1 protein-coding gene is annotated in these 1708 nt (G+C 63.8%); it reads left to right on the forward strand.

Features of this window, described 5'->3' with window-relative positions:
- On the forward strand, positions 1-1708 hold a 1708-nt coding region (locus tag HB633_RS30505; protein WP_255581301.1), incomplete at both ends, for a condensation domain-containing protein.

The following is a 1708-nucleotide window of genomic DNA, read 5'->3' on the forward strand; positions in this document are numbered from 1 at the left end:
CCATTCGCTGCTGGCCACGCAAGTGCAGTCGCGCCTGCGCGAAGCGCTCGGCGTCGAGTTGCCCCTGCGTGCGCTGTTCGAAGCTCCCATGCTGGCCGATCTAGCCGCTCGGGCAGCCGCCGCGCGCCCCGGTGACGAAGGCACATCGCCGTTGCCAATCACGCGCGCGAACCGTGACATGGCACTGCCGCTCTCGCATGCGCAGCAACGCCTGTGGTTCCTCGATCAACTGGAGCCGGGCAACGCGTTCTACATTCTTCCAGCTGCCGTGCGTTTGCATGGCGAACTGGACGTCGACGCACTGCATCGAACGCTATACGAAGTGACCCGCCGCCATGAGGTGCTGCGTACGTGCTTCATCGCGCCAGATGGTGTACCTGTGCAAGTGGTCATGCCGGCAACGGAATTCGATTTTCCGCTGACCGACCTCTCTGCGTTGCCGGCCGAAGAGCGTGAGGATGCGTTGCAGCAGTTGCTGGCGAATGCGGTCCGTTCAGGTTTCGACCTCGCGGAGGGCTCGCTCATGCGTGCCCAGCTGGTCAGGCTCGACGCGCGTGAACATGTCGTCGCGCTGGCGCTGCATCACATCGTCTCGGATGGCTGGTCGACGGGCGTGCTGGTACGGGAAGTGGCTGCGTTGTACGAGGCATTCTCCCGGGGCGAGCCGTCGCCGTTGCCTGCCTTGTCCGTGCAGTACGCGGATTACGCGTCCTGGCAACGCGAATGGCTCTCGGGCGCAGTGCTTCGCGAGCAGCTCGACTACTGGCAGGCGCAGCTTGCCGATGCGCCGACGTTGCTGAACCTGCCGACGGACCATCCTCGCCCGGCCGTGCAGCGCCATCGCGGCGCAGTTCATGGTTTCGAGATCGCAGCGCAAATCACCGATGCCTTGCGTGCTGCGAGCCGGCGCGGCCAGGCCACGCTGTTCATGACATTGGCTTCGGGTTTTGCGGTACTGCTGTCGCGGTATTCGGGCGACACGGATATCGCGATCGGCACACCGATTGCGAACCGTACCCACTCGCAGACCGAAGACCTGATCGGCTGCTTCGCGAATACGCTGGTGTTGCGTGAGACGGTCGAAGCGGACGACACGTTTTCAAGCCTGCTTGCCCGGATGCGGGAAACGACGCTCGGTGCATACACCCACCAGGACGTGCCGTTCGAACAGCTCGTCGAAATCTTGCAGCCCAGGCGCAATCCGGCGCACGCCCCGCTGTTTCAGGTGATGCTGGCGTTGCACAATGCGCCCTTCGAGGCGATGCAACTGCCGGGCCTCGATCTGGCATCGGTAGGCTATGCGGCGACAAGCGCGAAGTTCGATCTGACGCTGAATCTGGAGGAAGTCGAGGGCGGCCTGCGCGGTACTTTCGAATACGACACCGACCTGTTCGATGCGACGACGATCCAGCGTATGAGCGCGCATTTCGTGCGCCTGCTGGACACCATGGCGGCGGAGCCGGAAGCACGGATTGCCGGATTCGGCATGTTGACGGACGCCGAGCGCAGCCTTGTCGTCGATGAATGGAACGAGACGTCTGCGGCGCATTCGAACGAGCCGACATGGCATGCCCGGTTCGAGGCACAGGTGGAGCGCACGCCCGATGCCATCTCAGTGACCGATGAAACCGGGTCGGTCAGCTACCGCGAACTGAATAGACGCGCCAACCGGCTCGCTCATTATCTGCGTGAGCGAGGCGTGGCGCCC

This window comes from Caballeronia sp. dw_276, assembly GCF_018449635.1.
Lineage (GTDB): Bacteria > Pseudomonadota > Gammaproteobacteria > Burkholderiales > Burkholderiaceae > Caballeronia.